Here is a 17,028-nt window from a genome sequence, read left to right on the forward strand (position 1 = left end):
CGTCCTTGGTCAGCTCAGCAGCAGGCTGTCGTCGGCGAGTTCTTCGCCACGCACCTGTTTGAACAGTTGCAGCAGGTCCGGCACGTCCATCGTCTTGCGGCGCTCGCCGGCGATGTCGAAGGCGACCTTGCCTTCGTGCAGCATCACGGTGCGGCTGCCATGGTCGAGCGCGTCGCGCATTGAGTGGGTGACCATCAGGGCGGTCAGCTTCTGGTCCTCGACGATGCGCCGGGTCAGGTCGAGGACGAAAGCGGCCGTGCGTGGATCGAGCGCGGCGGTATGCTCGTCGAGCAGCAGGGTCTTGGTTCCCGCCAGCGTCGACATCAACAGGCTGACCGCCTGGCGCTGCCCGCCCGACAGCAGCCCCATCGAATCGCCGAGCCGGTTCTCCAGTCCGAGACCGAGCATCGCCAGCTTGTCGCGGAACAGCACCCGGCGCGGCTTGTCGAGGGCTGGGCCGAGGCCACGGACGCGGCCGCGTGCCTGCGCCAGCGCCATGTTCTCCTCGATCGTCAGCCGTTCGCAGGTGCCGGCCATCGGGTCCTGGAAGACTCGGGCGATCAGGCCGGCCCGCTTTGCGGTCGGCCAGCGCGTCACGTCGATACCGTCGACCTCGACCGTGCCGCTTTCGGCCCGGGCATCGCCGCTGAGGACATTGAGGAGCGTCGACTTGCCGGCGCCGTTCGAGCCGATGACGGTGATGAACTCGCCGTCATCCACGGTCAGGTCGAGGCCGCGCAGCGCCCGGTTCTCCAGCGGCGTGCCGCGCCCGAAGGTGACGTGAACGTCGCGGACGGAGATCATGGCGTGCTCCGCTTGAACAGGCCGCGCAGCGGGTTTGCGACACCAGGCAGCATCAGCGCGATGCCGACCAGCACCGCCGTGACGAGATTGAGATCGGAGGCGCGCAGGCCGAGCCAGCCGGCATTCAGGGCGAGCGCGATGGCGAGGCGGTAGGCGATCGCGCCGATCAGGCAGGAGAACACCGCCACGACGATCGATCTCGAGCGGAAGATCGTTTCGCCCAGGATGACGGCCGCGAGGCCGGCGATGATGGTGCCGGTGCCGATGCTGACATCGGCGAAGCCCGCGGTCTGCGCGAACAGGGCGCCGGCCAGAGCGACGAGGCCGTTGGAGAGGGCGACGCCGACATAGATGTACATGTCGGTGCGGATGCCTTGCGCCCGCGCCATGCGCGGGTTGGCGCCGGTCGCGCGCATGGCGAGCCCGAACTCGGTCTTCAAGAAGCGGGCGAGCAGCGCGGCGATCACGGTGACGATGATCAGCAAGGCGAGCACGCGCAAGGTGGGCCGCGCGGGTAGCCCCAGGGTAGCGATGAACGGGTTCAGCCAGGCGAAGAAGTCGATCACCGTCGGCCGGTTCATCAAGGGTATGTTGGGCACGCCCATCACCCGCAGATTGATCGAGAACAGCGCCGTCATCGTCAGGATGCCGGCGAGCAGATGCAGGATCGCAAAGCGGATGTTGAGCCAGGCGGTGACCGTGCCGGCGAGGCAGCCGGCGATGATCGCCGCCACTGTGGCGAACACCGGATTGACGCCGCCAGCGATCATCGCTGCCGCGACGGCGGCGCCGAGCGGCAGGGTGCCGTCGACCGTCAGATCCGGAAAGTCGAGCACGCGAAAGGTGATGTAGACGCCGAGCGCCACCAGAGCGAACACCAGTCCGATCTCGATGGCGCCCAGGGTGGCGATGAGGCTCATCGGTCGCCCTGCTTGTTCTTTTTTGACATGACGAGTGAGGCGGCCGTTGGCGGCAGCGTGTGGTGCTGCCGCTTCACGTCAGTTGATCACCTGCTTGGCGCGAGCCTGCACGGCCGCCGGAATGGTCACGCCCATGGCGGCAGCAGCCTTGGTGTTGATGACGAGATTACTGCCGCTGGCATTCTTGACCGGGATGGCGCCGGGCTTCTCGCCCTTGAGGATGCGCGCCACGACGGCGCCCGTCTCCAGCCCGACCTGGAAATAGTCGAAGCCGATCGAGGCGACCGAGCCTTTCTGGACCGACTCGGTGTCGCCGGTGAAGACCGGCAGCTTGTTGTCGGCGCCGACGTTCAGAACCGTGCCGAGCGCCGAGATGATGGTGTTGTCGGTCGGCAGGTAGATGGCATCGACCTTGCCGACCAGGCTCTGCGCCGCGCCGGAGACATCGGCGGTCCGGCCGGCCGAAGCCTCGACAATCTGGAGGCTGCGGGCGGGCGCCAGGGCCTTGATGGCGTTGAGAAGCGCGACGCTGTTGGCCTCGCCCGGGTTGTAGACGACGCCGATCTTCTTGGCCGTCGGGACCAACTCCTTGATCAGGTCGAACTGGGCCTCGAGCGGAGAGAAGTCGGAGATGCCGGTGATGTTGCCGCCCGGCGCCTGCCTGTCCTTGACGATCTGGGCGGCGACCGGGTCGGTCACGGCGGTGAACACCACCGGAATCGTCTGCGTCGCCGTGACCATCGCCTGGGCGGAGGGCGTTGCGATCGCGACGATCACGGTCGGGTTCTCGCCTGCGAACTTCTGCGCGATCTGCGCTGCCGTTGCCGGCGAGCCCTGCGCCGATTCATAGCGGAAGGTGAGATTGGCCCCGTCCTTGTAGCCGGCCTCCTCCAGTGCCTTCTTGACGCCGTCGCGGGCGGCATCGAGTGCCGGGTGCTCGACGATTGCCGTGACGGCAACGGTCACCTTCTGAGCCTGCTGCGCGAATGCGGCTGTCCCGGCGAGAAGTGCCAGAGCAAGAACGCTGCCGATCATGGTTGCCTTGAAACGCATCGTTTCGTCTCCCAGTGTCGAGCCTTGTCTTGCCAGCTGCAAAGGTCGGCTGAGCCGACAAGGTCTTGTCGTGTTCGATGATGAGGGCTGCCCAAAGCAACCTCAGGCTATGGAGCGGTGCCCTCGACTACCGGCAATATGCGCGGGCGAAAACGCGCCGCGCAAGTGAGCGGGCTGCATGCGCCTCCGGGGCGCACGCATGCAAAAGAGCGCCCCTGGTCATTGCCCCCGCCGGCTGCGCGCCGCGAAGCGGACGGCTTCCTCGGCGGCCTTGAACAGGGCTTTCGCCTTGTTGATGCATTCGAGCTGCTCGGAGGCCGGGTTCGAATCGTAGACGATGCCGGCGCCGGCCTGGACCTGCATGCGGCCGTCCTGGACGACCGCGGTGCGCAGGACGATGCAGGTGTCCATCTCGCCATTGGCGCCGAAATAGCCGATGCAGCCGCCATAGGCGCCGCGCCCGTCCTTTTCGAGCTCGTCGATGATCTCCATAGCGCGCACCTTCGGCGCGCCGGAGACCGTCCCGGCCGGGAAGCCGGCGGCGAGCGCGGACAATGCATCATGCTCGCTCGAGATGCGGCCCTCGACGTTCGAGACGATGTGCATCACCTGGCTGTAGCGCTCGATGAAGAAGGAATCGGTGACGCTGACGCTGCCGATCTCCGCGACCCGGCCGACATCGTTGCGGCCGAGATCGAGCAGCATGAGGTGCTCGGCCCGCTCCTTCGGATCGGCCAGCAATTCATCGGCGAGGGCTTCGTCAGCCGCCGGCGTCGCGCCGCGCGGCCGCGTTCCCGCGATCGGCCGGATCGTGACCTTGCCGTCGCGCAACCGCACCAGGATCTCGGGGCTGGAGCAGACAATCTGGAAGCGCTCGAAGTCGAGATAGCAGAGGAACGGCGCCGGATTGACCCGCCGCAGGGCCCGGTAGAGCGCAAAAGGCGGCAGTTCGAACGGCGCCTCGAAGCGCTGCGAGAGCACGACCTGGAAGATGTCACCGGCGCGGACATATTCCTGCGCCGTCGCGACCATGGCGCGGAATTCGGCCTCGCTGGTGTTCGAGACGGATTCGGGATGGGGAATCGCGGTGATGTCGATGCCGGCCTCGGCGGGCAGGGGACCCTCGAGGGCTCGAACCACCGCATCGAGCCGCTCCTGCGCGCGTTCATGGGCGATGCGGGCCGAGACGGCGGCCTGGGGCCGGACCGGTGTGACCACCGTGATCTCGTCACGGATCGAATCGAACACCACCATCAGCGTCGGCCGCGTCAGGATGGCGTCGGGCACGTCCGGCCCGGTCTCCTTCGGCTGCGGCAGGCGCTCCATCAGGCGCACCATGTCGTAGCCGAGATAGCCGAAGACGCCGGCGGCCATCGGTGGCAGGCCGTCACGATCGGGGATCGCACTCTCGGCGAGCAAAGCGCGCAGGCTGTCGAAGGCAGGGCGTGAATCGGAAACGAAATCCGCGCTTTGCGCAGGGTGGCAGAGCGAGGCCTCACCGCGCTGGCAGCGCCAGATCAGGTCGGGGTCGAGTCCGATCATCGAGTAGCGGCCGCGCACGGCGCCGCCTTCGACGGATTCCAGCAGGAAGGCGGGACCGCGATGAGCCTGGCGCAGCTTCATGAAGGCGGCGACCGGCGTCTCGCAATCACCGACCAGCGACAGGGTCAGCAATTGCGCTTCGCCGGCCGCGTAGGCGGTGGCGAAGCGGGCGAAATCGGCGGCCGGATCCATGCGCCCAGCTTCAGTTCTGGCCGCCGGTGGCGTTGCGCAGCGCCGCCTGATTGACCTGGACGCCGAGATCGTTCTGCAGCTTGCCGACATATTGCGCGAGGATGTCCTCGCTGATGCTCGAGGTCAGCAGGCGTACGAAGTTCTCGGCTTCCTCGGCGGTGCGGATATAGGGGCTCACCGTCGCCGTCTTGACCTGGAAGACGACGCGGCCGGCATTTGCCGCCGCGGCCGAGCCTGCCTTTCCGGAAGGCGTGCCGAAAACCAGCGAAACGACGTTGCGTGGCAGGGTGTCGCTCTGGTCCTGACGGCCGAGCGTCGCATCCTCGAATGCGAAGCCCTGAGCGAAGGCGATCGCGTCGAGCTTCTCGCCGGCGTCGAGCTTCTGCACGATCTCGCGCGCCCTGGCCGAGAGCCGGGTGGCGACTTCGTCGGCATGCCATTGCTTCTCGACCTCGGCCTTGACCTCGTCGAAGTTGCGTTCGCGCGGCGGGTCGATCTTGCTGACGTCGTACCAGACATAGCCGCCATTGTTCGGCAGGCGGACCGCCTCGTTGTCGACGCCGATATCGGTGCGGAAGATCGCCTGCTGCGTCGTGTCGCCACCGGGGAGGGCGGTTTCCTGCGTGCCGTCGGCCTTGCCGAGGCTGGAGTCGACCGGGCCGAAGGAGCGTAGCGCCAGGCCGAATTCCTTGGCGATCTCGGGCAGCGGCTTGGCCGAGGCGCGCTGGTCCTCGATCTTGTCGTGCAGATCGGTCATCTGCTCGGCGGCGCGCGAGGTGGCTACGTCGCGGCGGACCTCGTCGGCGACCTCATCGAAGCTCTTGAGCCGGGCCGGCTCGATCGTGGGAACACGCAGCAATACGATGCCGAAGCCGCCCTGCACGGGCTCGCTGACCGCGCCCGGCGCCAGGGCAAAGGCGGCATCGCGCACAGCCGGGTCGAACAAGCCGTCGCGGGTGAAGGTGCCCAGTGTGAGGTCGGCCTCGGCGATGTTGCGGCTGGCGCCGACCGCCTCGAAGGTCTCGCCGGCATCGATCCTCGCCTTGGCGGCTTTGGCCTCCTCCACGGACGGGAAGCCGATCTGCTGGACGATGCGGCGCTCGGCCGAGCCGAAGCGCTGCGTCTTGATCTGCTCGTAGCGGGCGCGGGCGTCGGCCTCGCTGACCTTGGCGGGGTCGGCGAGGTTGGCAGCCGTCAGGACAAGCAGATTGGCGGTGCGGTATTCGGGGGCACGGAAGGCAGCCTTGCGCTCGTCGAAATACTTGCGCAGCGCGTCCTCGGCAGGAGCAGCGATCTCGCCAGCGGCGCTGTCGGGCAAGGTGATGTAGGCGATCTCGCGCTTCTCATGACGCAGGCGATGGCCGAGTTCCTGCAGCGCAGCCGGAGCGGTGACCGCACCGACCACCATCTCGGCGAGTTCCTGGCGCATCGTCACGGCGCGCTGCTCGCGCACGAAGCCCTGTTCGTTCAGCCCCATCGCACGCAGCAGCTCGTTGAAGCGATTGGGGTCGAACTGGCCGGCGGCGTTCTTCAGGTTCGGATCGTTGAAGAGGCTGTTGCGAACGGTCTCGTCGGAAACGGCGAGGCCGAGCTTGCTGGCGGTCTGGTCCAGCGTCGCATCGGTCACGAGGCGCGAAAGCACGCGCTGATCGAGGCCAAGTGCCCGTGCCAGCTCGGGACTGATCGGGCGGCGCTGCTGGCGCGTCAGCTGCTGGACCTCGTTCTGATAGGCCGTGCGCAGCTGCTCGAGGCCGATCTCGGTCTTGCCGACGACGGCGACGGCATTGCGGCCATAGCCGCGGAAAATGTCGCCGATGCCCCAGACCGCGAAGGAGATGATCAGGAAGCCGAACATCACGGCGATGATGAGCTTGCCGATCAAGCTCTGCCCCGCCTTGCGGATGCCCTGCATCATCATGGTCTGATCTTCCCGTCCTCTCGCGGCCGTGCCGCTGCGCGCCGCTTATAGGAAGAGCAACGCCTTCCGGCAATCACTGCGAACGGCCTCGATTGCGATCAGGAGGCGGCATTGCTAGAGCCGAGGGACAAGAATTGGAGAGCAAGCCGTGACGCGAACGATCAAGCCGCTGGTGGCGGGCAACTGGAAGCTGAACGGGGTGAAGGCTGATCTCGCTATCGCCGCCGAGATCGCCAAGGGTCACGACGCCGCGCTGCGGCGCGCCGTCGACCTCGCCATCTGTCCGCCCGCGACGCTGCTCTTCACACTGACGGCATCGCTGATCGGCTCGCGCATCGCGACCGGCGGGCAAGATTGCAGCGCCCACGCGAGCGGCGCCTATACCGGCGAGGTTTCGGCAGCGATGCTGGTTGATGCCGGTGCGAGCTACGCCATCGTCGGTCATTCCGAGCGCCGCACCTTGCACGGCGAAAGCAATGCGACGGTCAAGGCCAAGGCTGAGGCGGCGTTGGCGGCAGGGCTGACGCCGATCGTCTGCGTCGGCGAGACCAAGGACGAGCGCGAGGCCGGCAAGGCGCTGGCGATCGTGAAGAAGCAGCTACGCGGCTCGGTGCCCGACGGCGCGACGGCCTCGCTCGTCGTCGCCTATGAGCCGGTCTGGGCGATCGGTACCGGCTTGACGCCGACCGCAGCCGATGTCGCCGAAATGCATGAGGCGATCCGCACCGAGCTCGGGCGCATCCTCGGCAAGGCGACGGCGGCCGGTGTCCGGCTGCTCTATGGCGGCTCGGTCAAGCCGAGCAATGCGGCCGAACTCATGAATGTCGCCAATGTCGACGGCGCGCTCGTCGGCGGCGCCAGCCTCAAGGCCGATGACTTCCTGGCGATCGCACGCGCCTGCGCCCGATAGCAGTCGACATCGAATTCGCGGGTGGCATGGGCGGAAAGCCCATGCTATGGCCAGCGCCGACCCGCGGGATGCCGCCATCTTGGCAGGCGCCCGCGCCATACCCATTTCGTGAGCCATGCAGAACGTTCTCATCGTCATTCACCTGCTGATCGTGATCGCCCTCGTCGGCGTCGTGCTGCTCCAGCGTTCCGAAGGCGGCGGCCTCGGCATGGGCTCCGGCGGTGGCGGCGGTGTCGGTGGCTTCATGACCGGCCGCGGCCAGGCCAATGCGCTGACCCGCGCCACGGCGATCCTGGCCGGCCTGTTCTTCATCACCTCGCTGGTGCTGGCGGTGATGGCGACGCAGGGCCGGACGCAGCGCTCGATCATCGATGGCGCCCCGGCTCCGGCGGGCACGACCGCGCCGGCGGTTCCGAGCGGACCTTCGGCGCCGAATGCCGGCGGCGTGCTCGACCAGCTCAGGCAGATGCAGAACCAAGGCGGATCACAACCGCCGCAGCCGGGCGCACCGACACGGTGACCGGGATGGGACAGGGGCCGGGAAACCGGCCCTTCTCTTTTGTGGACAAGCGTGCGGCGCGGGATCGGTCTGCACCGAGCCGCTTAGCGAATCGAACTCAAGGCGTTAAAGGTCACCTCCCATGACGCGGTATGTTTTCATCACCGGCGGCGTGGTGTCCTCGCTTGGCAAAGGCCTGGCGGCGGCTGCTCTGGCTGCTCTCCTGCAGGCGCGTGGCCATACGGTCCGCCTGCGCAAGCTCGACCCCTACCTCAACGTCGATCCGGGCACGATGAGCCCGTATCAGCACGGCGAGGTCTTCGTCACCGATGACGGCGCCGAGACCGACCTCGACCTCGGCCATTACGAGCGCTTCACTGGCCGGCCCTGCAACAAGGGCGACAACATCACCACCGGCCGCATCTACATGGACATCCTGACGCGCGAGCGCCGGGGCGACTATCTCGGCGCCACCATCCAGGTGATCCCGCACGTCACCAACGCGATCAAGGAATTCGTCCTCTCGGGCAATGACGGCTACGACTTCGTGCTGGTCGAGATCGGCGGCACGGTCGGCGACATCGAGAGCCTGCCCTTCCTGGAGGCCATCCGCCAGACCGGCCAGCAATTGCCGCGCGGCCAGTGCATCTTCGTGCACCTGACGTTGCTTCCCTATATCCCGACCGCCGGCGAACTGAAGACGAAGCCGACGCAGCATTCGGTCGCCGAGTTGCGCTCGATCGGCATCCAGCCCGACATCCTGCTCTGCCGCACCGATCGCGAGATCCCGGTGGAGGAGCGGCGCAAGCTCGCGCTGTTCTGCAATGTCCGCGAGACGGCGGTGATCGAGGCGCGCGACGTGTCCTCGATCTACGACGTGCCGCTGTCCTATCACGCCGAGGGGCTCGACACCGAGGTGCTGGCGGCCTTCGGCATCGAGGACCACACCGCGCCCGACATCAGCAACTGGCGGCGCATCTCCGAGCGGATCAAGAACCCGGAGGGCGAGGTCACCATCGCCATCGTCGGCAAGTACACCGGGATGAAGGACGCCTATAAGTCGCTGATCGAGGCGCTGACCCATGGCGGCATCGCCAACCGGGTCAAGGTCAATCTCGACTGGATCGAGTCGGAGGTCTTCGAGAAGGAGGACCCGGCGCCCTTCCTCGAGCATGTCCACGGCATCCTGGTGCCCGGCGGCTTCGGCCATCGCGGCGCCGAGGGCAAGATCAAGGCGGCGAGCTTCGCCAGGCAGCGCAGGGTGCCCTATTTCGGCATCTGCTTTGGCATGCAGATGGCGGTGATCGAGGCGGCGCGCTCGCTCGCCGGCATCGAGGACGCCAACTCGACCGAGTTCGGCCCGACCGACCAGCCCGTCGTCGGCCTGATGACCGAATGGATGCGCGGCAACGACCTGGAGCAGCGCTTCTCCGGCGGCGATCTCGGCGGCACGATGCGGCTCGGCGCCTACCAGTCGAATCTGTCGGCCGACACCAAGATCGCCAGCATCTATGGTTCGACCGAGATCTCCGAGCGGCATCGCCACCGCTATGAAGTCAATATGGGCTATCGCGAGCAGCTCGAGGCCAAGGGCCTGCGCTTCAGCGGCGTCTCGCCCGACGGCTTGCTGCCGGAGACGGTCGAATACCCCGACCATCCCTGGTTCATCGGCGTGCAATACCATCCCGAGCTGAAGTCGCGTCCGTTCGAGCCGCATCCGCTGTTCGCCAGCTTCATCGAGGCGGCCGTGGTGCAGAGCCGCCTGGTCTGAACCTTCCTTCTAATCGAGCGGCACCGCGACCCAGGGGTGGCGGTGCTGCGTGTAGACCTGCTTGCCGGGCGCCGGAAAATCGGGATCGGCGAAGGCGCCGACGGCGACCGCGATCATCTCGGTTTTGCGCAATGGTTCCCAGTAGACCGTGCTGCCGCAGCGCGGGCAGAAATGCTGCGCCACGTCGAAGCCGCTGTCGGCTTCGCGGCGATAAGCCGTCGCATCGCCGCTGATCTCGACCTCCGAGCGCGGAAAGAAGGCGGCGATGCCATAGGTGCTGCCGGTCCGGCGTTGGCATTCGCGGCAATGGCAGAGCGAGACGAGCGCCGGCTCGCCGCGGCAGATCAGGCTCAGAGACCCGCAAGAGCATTGGGCATGTCTCTCCTTCATGGGGTTCTCCGTGACCTCGTTCGCGCCCCCACAGCACAAGCCGCGACAGTCTGGCGCAGCGCCGCCGCTGACGTATAGTGAGTGCCTTGACCATCATGGCATGCAAGGGGCGGCAGCATGACGATCTCGATGGCCGGCTTGCCGGCGTTCCTCCTTTATTTCTGCGTCGGCTTCGCGCTGATCGCCGGCTTCGCCGCGGTCTATATGCGGTTGACGGCCCATGACGAGGTCGCGCTGATCCGGGGCGGCAACCTCTCGGCCGCGATCGCCTTCGGCGGCAATCTCATCGGCTTCTCGGTGCCGCTGGAGAAGGCGATCGAGCAGGCGGCCAGCATTCCCGACCTTGTGATCTGGGCGGTAATCGCCATGGTCATCCAGTTCGGCGCCTATGGCTTCGCCCGCATCGTCATTCCCGATCTGTCGCGCAAGATCGAGGAGGATCGGATCCCCTCGGCCGCGATGCTGGCGGTGATCGCCATCCTCAGCGGTACCCTTGCCGCTGCCAGCATGACCGAGTGAGGAGGCGTCGATGAAGCGCTCGACCCAGATCGGGCTTGCCGCCGCTGGCGTGGTGCTGGTGGCTACCTACTGGTCGCTCTCCGGCGGCGAGACCGACGATTCGCTGGTCTACAACAATGTCGCCGAGTGCCGGGCGGCCAACCAGCTCAGCGCCAGCCAGTGCGAGCAGCGTTTCAACGAGGCCTCGGCGAACCATCTGCGCGATGCCAAGAAATTCACCAGCAGCGCTTCCTGCGAGCAGGAATTCGGCTCCAGCGGCTGCCAGAGCGCGACCTGGAACAATGCCCAGGTCTTCATCCCGGCGCTCGCCGGCATCATGCTGGCGCGGCAGTTCATGTCCGGCGGCGGTGCGGCCCAGCCGCTGTTGCCGCCGACCAGCGCAGCCTGTCCGCCAGGCTCCCGCCAGGCAGGCTCCGGCCGCCCGGAATGCGAGCAGCCCGCACGCAGCTCGGGGTCTTCATCGTCCAGCGGAGGCTATTATGGCGGTAGCAGCAGCCGCTCGCGCGCCTATACGACGACCTCGGGCCAGGCGATGGTCGCGCGCAACATCTCCTCGACGGGCATGGCGAGCACGCCGAGCGTCGCCTCGCGCGGCGGCTTCGGCTCGACCTCGCGCTCCTTCTCCTCCTCGTCATCATCCTGATCGATGCAACGGCTTCGCGTAGCGCCACGCAAGAACTGGCCGGCGGAGGTCGAGCGCCTCGGCTTCGCCTATCATACGCTCGATGGAGCGATCTATTGGGACGAGAGCGTCGCCTATTCCTTCTCGCTGAAAGAGATCGAGGAGAATATCGAGGCGCCGACCAGCGAGATCGAAGGGCTCTGTTTTGCCTTCGTCGAGCGCGCCCTCAAGGACGAGGAGATTCTGCGCCGGCTCGCCGTCCCGGAGGGGCAGTGGGAGCTGATTCGCGAGAGCTGGCAGCGCGGCGATCGCAATCTCTACGGCCGACTCGACCTCGCCTATGACGGCAAGGGGCCGGCCAGGCTGCTGGAGTACAACGCCGATACGCCGACCTCGCTGTTCGAGGCTGCCGTCGTGCAATGGGACTGGCTCGAGCAGGCGATGGCGCAGGGGCTGATCTCGCGCGGCTGCGACCAGTTCAATTCGCTGCACGAGCGCCTGATCGCGGCCTTCGGCCAGCTGCGCAATCCCACGCCCGAGCGCATGCATTTCACCTGCGTGCAGGGCAGCTTCGAGGACAAGGGCACGGTCGACTATCTGATCGATTGCGCCAGCCAGGCCGGCATCGACGCCCGCTTCACCTTCATCGAGGAGATGGGCCTGCTCGCCGACGGACGCTTCTGCGATGGCGCCAGCCTGCCGATCGAGCTGTTGTTCAAGCTCTATCCCTGGGAGTGGCTGTTCCGCGAGCAATACGCTTCGGCGCTTGCCGGCTCGCGCTGCCAGTTCGTCGAGCCGCCCTGGAAGGCGCTCGTCTCCAGCAAGGGGCTGTTGCCTTATCTCTGGGAGATGGCGCCCGGCCATCCCAATCTGCTGCCGGCCTATTTCGAGGGCGATCCGCGCTGTTCCGAGCTTGGCGCCAATCATGTCCGCAAGCCGCTCTATTCGCGCGAGGGCGCCAATGTGACGCTGGTCGAGGGTGGGGCGGTCCGGGACAGCGACGACGGGCCCTATGGCGCCGAGGGCTTCATCCTGCAGGCGAGTGCGATGCTGCCGAATCTCGACGGCAATTATCCGGTGCTCGGCTCATGGCTCGTCGCCTCGCAGCCTTGCGGCTTAGGGGTCCGCGAGGATACGACTCCGATCACCAAGAACACCTCGCGCTTCGTGCCGCATTTCATCGAGCCGTAGCGCCAACGCCTACGGCTTGCCCATGACCATGCCTTCAGAATCGCGCGGCCTCGACCATCTCGTCATCGGCGTCGCCGATCTCGACGCAGCCGGAGCCTTCTATGAGCGGCTCGGCTTCCGCGTCGGCGCGCGCAATCGCCATCCCTGGGGCACCGAGAACCGGGTCGTCCAGTTCCCCGGCGCCTTCCTTGAATTGATAACCATCGGCGACGGCACGCTAATTCCACCGCATGCGCCCCGGCACTTCTCCTTCGGCGCCTTCGTGCGCGGTGCACTGACGCGCGGCGAGGGGATGTCGATGCTGGTGCTGGAGAGCCGGGACGCGGCCGGCGATGCCAATGGCTTCCGTACCGCCGGGATCGGCGATTTCGAGCCCTTCTTCTTCGAGCGGCAGGCGCGCAGGCCGGATGGCAGCGAAGTCCGCGTCGCGTTCTCCCTCGCGTTTGCAGAGAATCAGGCGGCCTCCAAGTGCGGTTTCTTCGTCTGCCAGCAGCACGAGCCGCAGAATTTCTGGAACCCCGCGTTCCAGCAGCACGAGAACGGCGCGAGCGGGCTCTCGGCCGTGTTCATGGTCGCCGAAGAGCCGGCAGCACAGGTCAACTTCCTCGACTCCTTCTCGGGAGCGGAGAGCTTTGCGACACCGGAGGCGAGCCTGCGCCTGCCGCTGCCGCGCGGGCGCCTGGACGTGCTGACACCCGAGGCGGCTGCGGACATGCTCGATGACGACAGCGGACGGAAGCAGCCCTATTTCGCCGGCTTCGCGGTCACCGTGCCGAATCTCGAATCCATCCGCGCCAGGCTTGTAGAAGGCGACATTGCGCATGGCCAGGACGGTGCGCGCCTTGTCGTCCCCGCGAGCACGGCGCTTGGCTGCGCCATCGTCTTCGAGCTGGGCTGACCCCGAGGCCCGGCCGATCAGCCCGTGCGGGCCTCGGCCCCGGCATGGGCCGGGCCCTCTGGCAAGTTCGCCAGCAGGCCGAGCAAGGCGCGGTCGTGCAGCACGACCATGCGCTCCTTCGGTTTCAGCCAGATCACCGCGTCGGCGATCGTCTCGGCATCGATCAGCTTGGCCTGCGCCACGGCGCGGTCCGATTCGATCTCGCCGCGCCGGCGTGGCTGGACCTGGGGCAGCATCGCCTCGTGCGTCGCGCGCAGCATCTGATCGGCATGGAGGGCCGCAAGGCCGTCGGCGTCGTCATGGCCGGCTTTGGCGAACTCGGCCTGAAGCGCATTGGCGCGCAATGCGATCCCCGGTGGGTCGCCTTCCTCAGGCGTGATCAGGAGGCCCCGCCGCTTCAGCCAGAGCCCGAGCGCGAGGTTCCCGGACGCCCATGACAACGGAATCGCCAGCACGAGACCGACGATCGTCGGCGACATCCAGGCGAACAGCGAGGTCGCGATCATGAAAGCCGAGAGGCCCGCGACCAGGCCGAGCACCGTATGCATGCGATGCCGGCGGACGATGTCCTTGTACGGAATCGAGCCGTCGTCGCGGCGCTGGGGGTTCCAGCCGGTATCGCGCCCGACCAGGATCTGGAACACCGAGCCGGACTGGATCACCATCATGATCGGCGCGAAGAAGGCCGAGAACAGGATCTCGAGCAGGGCCGAAAGGGTGAGGCGGATGCCGCCACCGCAGGCGCGCCGGAGCTTGCCGTCGAACAGCGTCAACAGCAGGCCGAACAGCTTCGGAGCCAGCAGGATCGCCATGGTCAGCCCGAACAGGTTGAGCGCGCGCTCGGGGTCGAAGCGCGGCCAGATCGGGAAGAGCCTGAATTCCTCGGTGAAATACTCTGGCCTGGCGTAGTTGACCTGCAGCACGATCAGGATGCCGACCACGAGCTGCATCAGCCAGAAGGGCGAGGCGAGATAGGCCATCATGCCGGTGGCGAAATGCTGGCGGGTCGCCGTCAGCAGGCCCTTGGCACCGATGACGCGCGAATGCTGCAGATTGCCCTGGCACCAGCGCCGGTCGCGGGTCGCGATGTCGATCAGCGAGGGCGGGCTCTCCTCATAAGAGCCGGTCAGGTCGGGCAGCATGTAGACCGACCAGCCAGCCCGCCGCATCAGCGCGGCTTCGACGAAGTCGTGGCTGAGCACATGGCCGCCGAAGGGCGGCTTGCCCTTGAGGTCGGGCAGGCCACAGTGGTCGGCGAAGGCCTTCGTCCGGATGATCGCGTTGTGGCCCCAATAGTTGCCGTCACGGCCGGACCAGATCGCGAGCCCGGTCGCGATCACCGGACCGTAGACCCGTGCCGCGAACTGCTGCAGGCGCGCGAAGAACGTATTGCGGTTGATGATCAGCGGCAGCGACTGGATGATGCCGGCGTCGGGGTCGGCCTCCATCGCGGCGGCGAGGCGCACGATGCAAGTGCCGGTCATCAGGCTGTCGGCGTCGAGCACGACCATATGGGGATAGTGCCCGCCCCAGCGCGTGACGAAGTCGGCGATGTTGCCGGCCTTGCGATGATGGTTCTTCGGCCGGTGGCGGTAATAGATGCGGGCATCCGGCCCAAGCCGCTGGCGCAGAGCCAGGAAGGCGCGCTCCTCTGCGACCCAGATGTCGGGATTGGTCGTGTCCGAGACGATGAAGTAGTCGAAATGCGCGCCGAGCCCCGTCGCCTCGATCGACTCGCGGATCGCCGCGACCGCAGCGAAGGTCCGTGCCGTCGATTCGTTGTAGATCGGCATGACCACGACGGTCTTCTGCGTCAGCGTCTCGGCTCGCGGGCTCTTCATAAGGCGCAGGAGCAGGGCGAAGAAGCCGAGGACGGCACTGGTGAAGGCGAGTGCGATCCAGGAGAAGTTCACCGTGAACAGGACGAGCAGCACGTACTGCAGGAACGTCGTGCGGCTGACCGACACGACGTTGTACATTTCCCAGGCGCCATAGGCAGTCACCAACCAGGCGCCGCCGAAGACGAAGGCTCGTGCCAGCCAGGGCGTGCGCCAGGCCTGCGGGACGGCCGGCTTACGCGCTTCGGAAGCCTTCCAGCTGCGGAAGGACTGCACCGGCATCTCAAGCCGGTTCTCGGGCGGCGTCGCCTCGACCGGGGCCGGATAGCCGGCCGCGACCTCCGTCTCGGCGGGGCGAACAGCTAAGTCCACGGTCACCAGGTCCACCGGTTCAACAGGGTTTCCGAAACCGGCTGCCCGCCGGCGTCCAGTACCAGGCGCAGCTCGGAGAGCGTCTCGCTTCCAGGGTCAACCTCGAAGGCGACGCGCATTGTCCGGCGCTCCGGATAGGGCCAGAGACGCAGGTTCTGGATCGTTCCCGGCGTCGCCGTGACATTGGCGCGGATTGCGGCGACGAGCGCCGGGTCGGCGAGCCGGTCGCCGGTGAAATCGATGAGAAAACGGCGTCGGCGCGCCTGCGAGCCGCGGCCTTGCCGGATCCGGGTGGCGGTGGCGAGCGGCGGTCGCTCCGGCGGCTGCCAGCACCAGGCTTGACGATAGGCGATCGTGGTCTCGCTGCCGGCGGCGATCGGCTGGCGCGGCCGCCAATAGCTGATGATGTTGTCGTTGAGCTCGGATTCACTGGGAATCTCGATGAGCTGCACCGAACCCGGGCCCCAGTCGCCGAGGGGCTCCATCCAGACGCTCGGCCTGAGCTCGAAGCGCTGATCGTCGTCGACGAAAGCGTTCGGATCGCGCTCGCGCTGAATCAGGCCAAAGCCGCGTGGGTTGGAATCCTGGAAGGAGGAGACCTGCAGGTTGGCGGGGTTGCTCACCGGCCGGTAGATCCACTCGCCATTGCCGGTGAACATCTGGACGCCGGAGACCTCGTGGACCGCCGGTCGCAGATCATCGAAGCCGCGCCGGCTCTGCGGGCCGGACAGGTAGGTGCCCATCACACAGCCGAAGCCGACATGATCGAGATTGGCGCGGGCGAACAGTGTCATCTCGACATCGATGAAGCTGACGTCGCCGGGCCGCAGCGTCATGCGCACCGCGCCGGTGACGCTCTCGGAATCAAGCAGCGCATGGATGATCAGCACGCCGGCGGCCGGGCTCGGTCGTTCGATCCAATAGGCGCGGAAGAATGGAATTTCCTCGCCGCGCTGCTCGCCCGGCCGCAGGATCAGGGCGCGGGCCATCGCTCCGAAATTCTGGCCGCGCGCCAGTGAGCGGAAGAAGGTCGCGCCCTGGAACAGCGCGAGCTCATACGGACGTTCGAGTCCCGCCGAGACGCGGAATCCCGAGAACTGCAGATCTGCGCCGGCCGGCGGCGGCGTCACGCGGCCATAGTTGAACTTGCCGGGATCGAAGGCGACGCGCCTGACGACGTCGTCCTCGACCGTGAACAGGCTGACCGGCGAGGAGAAAACATTGCCGCGATGCAACGGCTCGACGGTGAAGCCGCGATTCTCTCCCGCCCAGATCATGCCGGAGGGCTGCGCCCGGATGCCGGTATACTGATCGAAGGGAAGCGTGGCGTAGCCTTCCGGCAGGTCTGTCGCGACCAGCGGCACCATGGGCCGGCGCGAGAGCACGCGGGCGGCCTCGATCACGAGAGCCGGATCGAAGCGCTGCCCTTCGGCGATGACCGATTGCACTAGCCCGGCCCAGCTCGTCGGCGCCTGCGCCGCCGCAGGGCCGACAGCAAACCGCTGCGCGATGGCGCCGGTCGCAGCGAGGCTCAAAAATCGACGGCGATTCAAGGATTTCGACATCAGGTCCAACTTGGGCCGGCAAAG

The 17,028-nt window shown here is 66.9% G+C and carries 15 protein-coding genes; 7 read left to right on the forward strand and 8 right to left on the reverse strand.

Translation table 11 applies throughout. The features are described 5' to 3' along the window. Positions 1–9 precede the first annotated feature (9 nt). The 5 genes from ACSQ3M_RS03595 to ACSQ3M_RS03615 form a co-directional block, all read right to left on the reverse strand. Positions 10–804, reverse strand: coding sequence for an ABC transporter ATP-binding protein (locus tag ACSQ3M_RS03595; protein WP_436148694.1), 795 nt, complete (start codon positions 802–804; stop codon positions 10–12). Beyond that, positions 801–1,724: an ABC transporter permease gene (locus ACSQ3M_RS03600; RefSeq protein ID WP_436148695.1), complete on the reverse strand. Its 924-nt coding sequence runs from the start codon at positions 1,722–1,724 to the stop codon at positions 801–803. The genes ACSQ3M_RS03595 and ACSQ3M_RS03600 overlap by 4 nt, the downstream gene beginning before the upstream one ends. A 78-nt stretch (positions 1,725–1,802) precedes the next feature. Then, on the reverse strand, positions 1,803–2,777 hold the full coding sequence (locus ACSQ3M_RS03605; RefSeq protein WP_436148696.1) for an ABC transporter substrate-binding protein: 975 nt from the start codon (positions 2,775–2,777) through the stop codon (positions 1,803–1,805). Positions 2,778–2,996: 219 nt separating this feature from the next. Then, the gene (gene trpE / locus ACSQ3M_RS03610; protein WP_436148697.1) at positions 2,997–4,511 is read right to left on the reverse strand and encodes an anthranilate synthase component I; all 1,515 of its coding nucleotides are present in this window, start codon (positions 4,509–4,511) and stop codon (positions 2,997–2,999) included. Between the two features lie 10 nt (positions 4,512–4,521). Then, positions 4,522–6,429, reverse strand: a complete 1,908-nt coding sequence (locus ACSQ3M_RS03615; RefSeq protein WP_436148698.1) for a SurA N-terminal domain-containing protein — start codon at positions 6,427–6,429, stop codon at positions 4,522–4,524. A 148-nt stretch (positions 6,430–6,577) separates the two neighbouring features. On the opposite strand from ACSQ3M_RS03615, the gene tpiA reads away from it, so the two are divergent. From tpiA to ACSQ3M_RS03630, 3 genes are all read left to right on the forward strand, one after another. Then, a complete protein-coding gene (gene tpiA, locus ACSQ3M_RS03620) occupies positions 6,578–7,339 on the forward strand; it encodes a triose-phosphate isomerase (RefSeq protein WP_436148699.1) in 762 nt (253 codons plus the stop codon). Between the two features lie 115 nt (positions 7,340–7,454). Beyond that, positions 7,455–7,859: a preprotein translocase subunit SecG gene (gene secG / locus ACSQ3M_RS03625; protein ID WP_436148700.1), complete on the forward strand. Its 405-nt coding sequence runs from the start codon at positions 7,455–7,457 to the stop codon at positions 7,857–7,859. Between the two features lie 121 nt (positions 7,860–7,980). After that, positions 7,981–9,609, forward strand: a complete 1,629-nt coding sequence (locus tag ACSQ3M_RS03630) for a CTP synthase (protein ID WP_436148701.1) — start codon at positions 7,981–7,983, stop codon at positions 9,607–9,609. Positions 9,610–9,618: 9 nt separating this feature from the next. Here the strand turns inward: ACSQ3M_RS03630 and ACSQ3M_RS03635 are convergent, their stop codons facing one another. Next, positions 9,619–9,999: a GFA family protein gene (locus ACSQ3M_RS03635; protein WP_436148702.1), complete on the reverse strand. Its 381-nt coding sequence runs from the start codon at positions 9,997–9,999 to the stop codon at positions 9,619–9,621. A 117-nt stretch (positions 10,000–10,116) separates the two neighbouring features. Here ACSQ3M_RS03635 and ACSQ3M_RS03640 point away from each other — a divergent pair, with 117 nt between their 5' ends. The 4 genes from ACSQ3M_RS03640 to ACSQ3M_RS03655 are packed head-to-tail and all read left to right on the forward strand — an operon-like array spanning position 10,117 to position 13,229. Then, the gene (locus ACSQ3M_RS03640) at positions 10,117–10,518 is read left to right on the forward strand and encodes a DUF350 domain-containing protein (protein ID WP_436148703.1); all 402 of its coding nucleotides are present in this window, start codon (positions 10,117–10,119) and stop codon (positions 10,516–10,518) included. Between the two features lie 10 nt (positions 10,519–10,528). Next, positions 10,529–11,161: a DUF1190 domain-containing protein gene (locus ACSQ3M_RS03645; protein ID WP_436148704.1), complete on the forward strand. Its 633-nt coding sequence runs from the start codon at positions 10,529–10,531 to the stop codon at positions 11,159–11,161. Positions 11,162–11,164: 3 nt separating this feature from the next. Beyond that, positions 11,165–12,331 (forward strand): glutathionylspermidine synthase family protein, encoded by a 1,167-nt coding sequence (locus ACSQ3M_RS03650; RefSeq protein ID WP_436148705.1) that lies wholly within the window; start codon positions 11,165–11,167, stop codon positions 12,329–12,331. A gap of 22 nt (positions 12,332–12,353) precedes the next feature. Then, positions 12,354–13,229 carry a VOC family protein gene (locus ACSQ3M_RS03655; protein WP_436148706.1) on the forward strand — a complete coding sequence of 292 codons (876 nt, stop codon included), beginning with the start codon at positions 12,354–12,356 and terminating at the stop codon, positions 13,227–13,229. A 17-nt stretch (positions 13,230–13,246) separates the two neighbouring features. On the opposite strand, the gene mdoH is transcribed toward ACSQ3M_RS03655, so the two are convergent. Both mdoH and ACSQ3M_RS03665 read right to left on the reverse strand, forming a co-directional pair. After that, the gene (mdoH, locus tag ACSQ3M_RS03660) at positions 13,247–15,439 is read right to left on the reverse strand and encodes a glucans biosynthesis glucosyltransferase MdoH (protein ID WP_436148707.1); all 2,193 of its coding nucleotides are present in this window, start codon (positions 15,437–15,439) and stop codon (positions 13,247–13,249) included. A 2-nt stretch (positions 15,440–15,441) separates the two neighbouring features. Next, a complete protein-coding gene (locus tag ACSQ3M_RS03665) occupies positions 15,442–16,974 on the reverse strand; it encodes a glucan biosynthesis protein (RefSeq protein ID WP_436148708.1) in 1,533 nt (510 codons plus the stop codon). Positions 16,975–17,028: the final 54 nt, after the last annotated feature.

Origin of the sequence: Allobosea sp. LjRoot90 (assembly GCF_964254315.1) — a bacterium.
Lineage (GTDB): Bacteria > Pseudomonadota > Alphaproteobacteria > Rhizobiales > Beijerinckiaceae > Allobosea.

What these genes read in the sequence shown, in the direction of transcription:
- ACSQ3M_RS03595 (WP_436148694.1), bottom strand. Translation starts at nt 804, where the DNA reads ATGATCTCCGTCCGCGACGTTCACGTCACCTTCGGGCGCGGCACGCCG.
- ACSQ3M_RS03600 (WP_436148695.1), bottom strand. Translation starts at nt 1,724, where the DNA reads ATGAGCCTCATCGCCACCCTGGGCGCCATCGAGATCGGACTGGTGTTC.
- ACSQ3M_RS03605 (WP_436148696.1), bottom strand. Translation starts at nt 2,777, where the DNA reads ATGCGTTTCAAGGCAACCATGATCGGCAGCGTTCTTGCTCTGGCACTT.
- trpE (WP_436148697.1), bottom strand. Translation starts at nt 4,511, where the DNA reads ATGGATCCGGCCGCCGATTTCGCCCGCTTCGCCACCGCCTACGCGGCC.
- ACSQ3M_RS03615 (WP_436148698.1), bottom strand. Translation starts at nt 6,429, where the DNA reads ATGATGATGCAGGGCATCCGCAAGGCGGGGCAGAGCTTGATCGGCAAG.
- secG (WP_436148700.1), top strand. Translation starts at nt 7,455, where the DNA reads ATGCAGAACGTTCTCATCGTCATTCACCTGCTGATCGTGATCGCCCTC.
- ACSQ3M_RS03630 (WP_436148701.1), top strand. Translation starts at nt 7,981, where the DNA reads ATGACGCGGTATGTTTTCATCACCGGCGGCGTGGTGTCCTCGCTTGGC.
- ACSQ3M_RS03635 (WP_436148702.1), bottom strand. Translation starts at nt 9,999, where the DNA reads ATGAAGGAGAGACATGCCCAATGCTCTTGCGGGTCTCTGAGCCTGATC.
- ACSQ3M_RS03640 (WP_436148703.1), top strand. Translation starts at nt 10,117, where the DNA reads ATGACGATCTCGATGGCCGGCTTGCCGGCGTTCCTCCTTTATTTCTGC.
- ACSQ3M_RS03645 (WP_436148704.1), top strand. Translation starts at nt 10,529, where the DNA reads ATGAAGCGCTCGACCCAGATCGGGCTTGCCGCCGCTGGCGTGGTGCTG.
- ACSQ3M_RS03650 (WP_436148705.1), top strand. Translation starts at nt 11,165, where the DNA reads ATGCAACGGCTTCGCGTAGCGCCACGCAAGAACTGGCCGGCGGAGGTC.
- ACSQ3M_RS03655 (WP_436148706.1), top strand. Translation starts at nt 12,354, where the DNA reads ATGACCATGCCTTCAGAATCGCGCGGCCTCGACCATCTCGTCATCGGC.